Source organism: Rhodococcus sp. ENV425, assembly GCF_002887785.1.
Classification (GTDB): domain Bacteria; phylum Actinomycetota; class Actinomycetes; order Mycobacteriales; family Mycobacteriaceae; genus Rhodococcus; species Rhodococcus aetherivorans.
Genome location: NZ_PCZU01000162.1, coordinates 1 through 5,638, shown reverse-complemented (window position 1 = coordinate 5,638; position 5,638 = coordinate 1). Strand labels below are relative to the sequence as shown.

Annotated in this window: 8 protein-coding genes and 1 pseudogene; 7 read left to right on the top strand and 2 right to left on the bottom strand. The window is 70.0% G+C overall.

Annotated features, from left to right (window positions below; translation table 11 throughout):
• Together CQZ88_RS31005 and CQZ88_RS13490 are read left to right on the top strand one after the other, a co-directional pair.
• The coding region (locus CQZ88_RS31005) for a DNA translocase FtsK (protein WP_308410802.1) at window positions 1–409 on the top strand (409 nt) is incomplete at its 5' end.
• Between the two features lie 210 nt (window positions 410–619).
• The gene (locus CQZ88_RS13490) at window positions 620–1,606 is read left to right on the top strand and encodes a TerC family protein (protein ID WP_006948285.1); all 987 of its coding nucleotides are present in this window, start codon (window positions 620–622) and stop codon (window positions 1,604–1,606) included.
• 26 nt (window positions 1,607–1,632) lie between these two features.
• Here CQZ88_RS13490 and CQZ88_RS13485 read toward each other — a convergent pair whose 3' ends face one another.
• Both CQZ88_RS13485 and CQZ88_RS13480 read right to left on the bottom strand, forming a co-directional pair.
• The gene (locus tag CQZ88_RS13485) at window positions 1,633–1,917 is read right to left on the bottom strand and encodes a YciI family protein (protein ID WP_102799889.1); all 285 of its coding nucleotides are present in this window, start codon (window positions 1,915–1,917) and stop codon (window positions 1,633–1,635) included.
• A gap of 40 nt (window positions 1,918–1,957) precedes the next feature.
• Window positions 1,958–2,485 (bottom strand): amino-acid N-acetyltransferase, encoded by a 528-nt coding sequence (locus tag CQZ88_RS13480; protein WP_006948283.1) that lies wholly within the window; start codon window positions 2,483–2,485, stop codon window positions 1,958–1,960.
• Between the two features lie 132 nt (window positions 2,486–2,617).
• Between CQZ88_RS13480 and pgsA the strand changes: the two genes are divergently transcribed.
• The 5 genes and pseudogenes from pgsA to CQZ88_RS13455 form a co-directional block, all read left to right on the top strand.
• Window positions 2,618–3,274 carry a CDP-diacylglycerol--glycerol-3-phosphate 3-phosphatidyltransferase gene (gene pgsA, locus CQZ88_RS13475; protein WP_006948282.1) on the top strand — a complete coding sequence of 219 codons (657 nt, stop codon included), beginning with the start codon at window positions 2,618–2,620 and terminating at the stop codon, window positions 3,272–3,274.
• Between the two features lie 4 nt (window positions 3,275–3,278).
• Window positions 3,279–3,779 carry a CinA family protein gene (locus tag CQZ88_RS13470; RefSeq protein ID WP_050035111.1) on the top strand — a complete coding sequence of 167 codons (501 nt, stop codon included), beginning with the start codon at window positions 3,279–3,281 and terminating at the stop codon, window positions 3,777–3,779.
• A 145-nt stretch (window positions 3,780–3,924) separates the two neighbouring features.
• The gene (locus CQZ88_RS13465; protein ID WP_006948280.1) at window positions 3,925–4,323 is read left to right on the top strand and encodes a helix-turn-helix domain-containing protein; all 399 of its coding nucleotides are present in this window, start codon (window positions 3,925–3,927) and stop codon (window positions 4,321–4,323) included.
• 194 nt (window positions 4,324–4,517) lie between these two features.
• Window positions 4,518–5,333, top strand: a complete 816-nt coding sequence (locus tag CQZ88_RS13460; RefSeq protein WP_003935651.1) for a PspA/IM30 family protein — start codon at window positions 4,518–4,520, stop codon at window positions 5,331–5,333.
• A 40-nt stretch (window positions 5,334–5,373) separates the two neighbouring features.
• Window positions 5,374–5,638 (top strand): annotated as a pseudogene (locus tag CQZ88_RS13455) (hypothetical protein); the annotation flags it as partial.

The following is a 5,638-nucleotide window of genomic DNA, read 5'->3' as shown; positions in this document are numbered from 1 at the left end:
GCCGATCCGGATGCAGGGCGCGTTCATCACCGACGAGGAGATCGCGGCCGTCGTCGACTTCGCCAAGAACCAGAAGGAACCGGAGTACACCGAGGGCGTCACGACGGCGAAGGCGGGCGAGAAGAAGGACGTCGACCCCGACATCGGTGACGACCTCGACGTTCTCCTGCAGGCGGTCGAGCTGGTGGTGTCGAGCCAGTTCGGTTCGACGTCGATGCTGCAGCGCAAGCTGCGCGTCGGCTTCGCGAAGGCGGGTCGGCTGATGGATCTGATGGAGACCCGCGGCGTCGTCGGTCCCAGCGAGGGGTCCAAGGCGCGGGAGGTCCTGGTCAAACCGGAGGAACTCGACGGCCTGCTGTTCTCGATCCGCGGCGGCGGGGACGGGGAGGCGCCGGCGCCGGCGGAGTAGGGCCGGCGGCACGGTTCGATGCCGCGACCCGCGTGTGGTTGAATGGGAGACGTGGAGGGGAGTATCCCCTAACCCGCGGCAGTTCCGTCAACACGTGCGACACCGATGTCGTTCCGGGGCTGCCGACCTCGAAGCCGCACCGTCGAGCTGCGATCCGAGGTGGGAGAGACCTCCGGTGGTTAGCTGTACCTACCGGAGGAATATCTGCCGATGCATGTCACCCCGCTCACCTGGATCGTCACCATCCTGGTGATTCTCGGGCTCTTCGTCTTCGACTTCTACGCCCACGTCCGCAAACCGCACGCGCCGTCGCTGCGCGAGTCAGGCTTCTGGTCGGCGGTGTTCATCGGCCTCGCCGTGGTGTTCGGCGTCGTGGTGTTCGCGATCTGGGGGCCGACGTACGGCGGTGAGTACTTCGCCGGTTACGTCACCGAGAAGGCCCTCAGCGTCGACAACCTGTTCGTGTTCGTCATCATCATGTCGACCTTCGCGGTGCCGCGCGAGTACCAGCAGAAGGTGCTCACGATCGGCATCGTCCTGGCGCTCGTGATGCGCGGGGCGTTCATCGCCGTGGGTGCCGCGGCCATCAACGCCTACAGCTGGGTGTTCTACCTGTTCGGGGCGTTCCTCATCTACACCGCGATCAAGCTGATCCGCGAGCACGGAGACGAGGTCGAGCACGAGAAGGAGCGGGAGAACCGCATCGTCTCGCTGGTCCGCAAGGTGTACCCGACCACCGACGAGTACCACGGCGACAAGCTGTTCACCCGGATCGACGGCAAGCGCTTCGCCACCCCGATGCTGCTCGCCCTCGCCGCCATCGGCTTCACCGACATCCTGTTCGCGCTCGACTCGATCCCGGCGATCTACGGCCTCACCAGCGAGCCCTACCTGGTGTTCACCGCCAACGCGTTCGCCCTGATGGGCCTGCGGCAGCTGTTCTTCCTCATCGGCGGTCTGCTCGAGCGGTTGGTCTACCTGTCCTACGGCCTGTCCGTGATCCTCGCGTTCATCGGCGTCAAGCTGGTGCTGCACGCGCTGCACGAGAACACCCTGTCGTTCGTCAACGGCGGTGAGCACGTCGCGGTGCCGGAGATCTCGACCTGGCTGTCGCTGGGCGTGATCGTCGGCGTGCTGGTGGTGACGACCGTCGCGAGCCTGCTCAAGACGCGCAGCGAGAAGGCCGACCTCACCTGACCTTCCCGCCGCGCCGGTGACGGGCGTCAGTCGTTGAAGACGCCCATCACCGGGAGCCACTGCGTGATCCGGACCTCGTCGAGCAGCCCCTGACGGGCGAACGGATCCTGAGCCATGACCTCCCACACCGCGGGCTCGTCCGCGGCCTCGACGAGGATCAGTGCGCCGGACCCGTCGGCCCACGGGCCGGTCGCGCGCACCGTCCCGGCCTCGACGAGTTCGCCGAGCCAGCCGCGGTGGGCGGGCCGGTGCTCGTCGCGGCCGCTCGCGGTGGCCTCGGAGTAGGTGTACTCGACGGCGAACAGGGGCATGGGTCCTCGCATTCGTGACAGGTGGGCGGAAGGGGGCGGCTCAGAGCGTGAGCAGCATCCGGGTGTTTCCGAGGGTGTTCGGTTTGACGTAGCTCAGATCCAGGAACTCGGCGACACCGGTGTCGTACGAGCGGCACATCTCCGCGTACACCTCGGCGGTGACGGGTGTGCCGTCGATCTCGGTGAATCCGTGCCGGCCGAAGAACTCGACCTCGAACGTGAGCACGAACAGCCGTTCGAGTTCGAGTTCGCGGGCGACGTCGATCAGGCGGGACACCACGAGGTGGCCGACCCCGCGACCCTTGACCCGGGGATCCACCGCGACGGTCCGGATCTCGCCCAGGTCGGACCACAGCACGTGCAGGGCCCCGCAGCCGACCACGGTGCCCGCCGTCTCGGCCACCCAGAACTCCTGCACGGCCTCGTACAGCGTGACGAGGTTCTTCTCCAGGAGGATCTTGCCCGAGTAGATGTCGACCAGCCGCTTGATCTCCGGAATGTCGCCGGTTCGCGCACGTCGTACGAGGATGCGGTCGTGAGTCCCCTGGTCCGTCGTCCGCGAAGTCATAGTGGTGAACAGTAGCCGGTCGCTCTACCGATATTGTGTCCGTGTGCCGGTCGGATCCCCATGCTCACGTGTCGTCCCGGCGGACCCGGGTCCGCCTCGTCCTGCGGCGACGTCCGTGGCGCGGAGGCCGGCGTGAGCGCGCCGCATCCGGAGGTGGCCGGAACCGGCGGTGCGGCGGCGGCTCCCGGGCCGCATGCCCCCGCGGCCGCGGAGCCGGTCCCGCTGTGGAACATCGCCAACATCCTCACCATGCTGCGGATCGTTCTGGTGCCGGTCTTCCTTCTGGTGCTGTTCGTCGGCGACGGTCACGACGTCGCGTGGCGCATCGCCGCGACGGGTGTGTTCGCCGTCGCGGCGATCACGGACCGCATCGACGGACAGCTCGCCCGCAAGTACGGACTCGTGACCGATTTCGGCAAGCTCGCCGATCCGATCGCCGACAAGGCGCTCATCGGCGCCGCCCTCGTGGGCCTGTCGCTGCTCGGTGACCTGTCGTGGTGGGTGACCGGCATCATCGCGGCCCGCGAGCTCGGCGTCACGGCGCTGCGCTTCTTCGTGCTGCGGCACGCGGTGATCCCCGCCAGCCGCGGCGGGAAGGCCAAGACCCTGGTCCAGACGCTCGCGATCGTGCTGTACCTGCTCCCGCTGCCGGAGGCGGCGATGCCCTTCGCCGTCGCCCTCATGGGACTCGCGGTGATCCTGACGGTGGGCACCGGCATCGACTACGTGGTCCAGGCGGCGCGACTGCGCGCCGGGGTGCACCGCGTCGAACAACAGCACGGGGAGTGAGGCGGTGCCCGACCCGCTCGTTCCCGGCACCGCGGCCGCGGAACTGGTCGCGACCCTGGCCGCGCGGCGGCAGACGGTGGCCACGGCCGAATCACTCACGGCCGGGCTGATTGCGGCGACGATCGCCGGGGTACCCGGCGCCAGCGTGGTGCTGCGCGGGGGGCTGATCGTCTACGCCACCGACCTCAAGTCCACCCTGGGCGGCGTGGACCCGGAACGGCTCGTGGCGGACGGGCCGGTCTCCGAGTCCACCGCCGCGGCCCTGGCCGAGGGCGCAGCGGCTCGCTGCGGAGCGACGTGGGGCGTGGGCATCACCGGCGTGGCCGGACCGGACCCGCAGGACGGGCACCCGCCGGGCACGCTGTATCTCGGGATCGCCGGGCCGGGCGGCACGGTGGTCACCCGCCCGCCGGTGCGCGGGGACCGGTGGGACATCCGGGCCGGGGCTGCCCGTGCCGCCGTGTCGGGCCTACTCACCCGCGTGCGCGGCGCCGCGGGGATGTAGTGTCTTGACACCGCGGTACCGGTGGCAGCCGGACCCGTGCGGAGCCGCGCCCGGCAGGGTTTTCGTGCCCGGGCGGGGAGCCGGGAACCCGGCGACGTGCGTCGTGCGTTGACGGGTTGAGCGACGACGGACGAAGGAGGATGGGATGGCGCTGTTGTTGCGTGAGGCAATCGGTGACAGTCTTCGGCGCACCCGCGTTTCGCAGAGCCGCACCCTGCGTGAGGTCTCCAGCAGCGCCCGGGTCAGCCTCGGCTACCTCTCCGAGATCGAACGCGGGCGCAAGGAGGCGTCGAGCGAACTGCTCGCCGCGATCTGCGACGCCCTCGACGTCCCCTTGTCCGACGTGCTCTTCGACGTCAGCGAGTCGCTTGCCGATGCGGTTCCCGCCCGCGGCCGGACCCCGGTCGGGGCGGCGGCAGGTCTCGGGGCCGAGCCGAAGTCCCGGGACTCGGACGCCCGCGCCGCCGAGCACGCGGCGCTCGTGGCGCAGGACACGCGTGTGGTGATCCCGCCGCCGGCGGCACGCGCGCTGGCCGCCGCATAACATGGAGGACGGACCGCGCCGGCCTGGCCGGACGCGGCCGAAAGCGACACAATTCGGGTCACCACCGGGGGGTGGCTCGGGACACACGGCGGCCGGGTACGCGGGGATCACACGGCCGACCGGAAACGGTGCGCGAGGGCCGCGCACCGGGTCGCGTTCGCCGCGGCGTACCAGATGGAGGCAGGATCACTCCCATGGCTAATCCGTTCGTCAAGGGTTGGAAGTACCTGATGGCGCTCTTCAACTCGAAGATCGATGAGAAGGCCGATCCGAAGGTCCAGATTCAGCAGGCGATCGAGGACGCGCAGCGCCAGCACCAGGCACTGTCCCAGCAGGCCGCGTCCGTCATCGGCAATCAGCGTCAGCTCGAGATGAAACTCAACCGTCAGCTCGACGAGGTCGAGAAGCTCAACGCGAGCGCGCGGCAGGCCGTGCTCATGGCGGATCAGGCCAACGCCGCCGGCGACACCGAGAAGGCCATCCAGTACACGAACGCCGCGGAGGCGTTCGCGGCCCAGCTGGTGACCGCCGAGCAGTCCGTCGAGGATCTGAAGGTGCTGCACGATCAGTCCCTGCAGGCCGCGGCGCAGGCGAAGAAGGCCGTCGAGCAGAACGCGATGGCTCTCCAGCAGAAGGTGGCCGAGCGCACCAAGCTGCTCAGCCAGCTCGAGCAGGCCAAGATGCAGGAGCGCGTGAGCGAGTCCCTGCGCTCGATGGACTCGACGCTCGCCGCGCCCGGCACCACGCCGAGTCTCGACGCGGTCCGCGAGAAGATCGAGCGTCGTTACGCCACCGCGCTCGGATCCGCCGAGCTCGCGCAGAACTCGGTGCACGGCCGGATGCTCGAGGTCCAGCAGGCCACCGTCCAGATGGCCGGCCACAGCCGTCTCGAGCAGATCCGGGCCTCCATGAAGGGCGAGGCGCTGCCCGGCGCGGCGGCACCCGCGACCCCCGCGGTCAACCCCACCAAGGAACCGCCGTCGGCGGCGGGAAGCGCCGGCTCGCAGTAGCGCCGGGGTCGATGGCAGACGGCAGAAACGCGGCAACGCAATGAACACACCCGCACGCGGCCGGACCGGACAGTTCCCCGGTCCGGCCGCGGCTGCGCTCCGGGACATGACCGGCAGCGTGGTCGAGGCGGCGCGCCGCTGGAACGACCCCGCGGCCCGGGTGCGCCGCAAGAAGCGCCGCGCCCGCCGGCGTGCCCGCCTGTTCGGCGCAGCCTCCGGAATGAGCGGTGTCGGCACCGCGACGCTGGTGGCCGCGTCGGCCCCCGACTGGACCATCGTCGCCACCGGCGGGACGACCGCCGCGC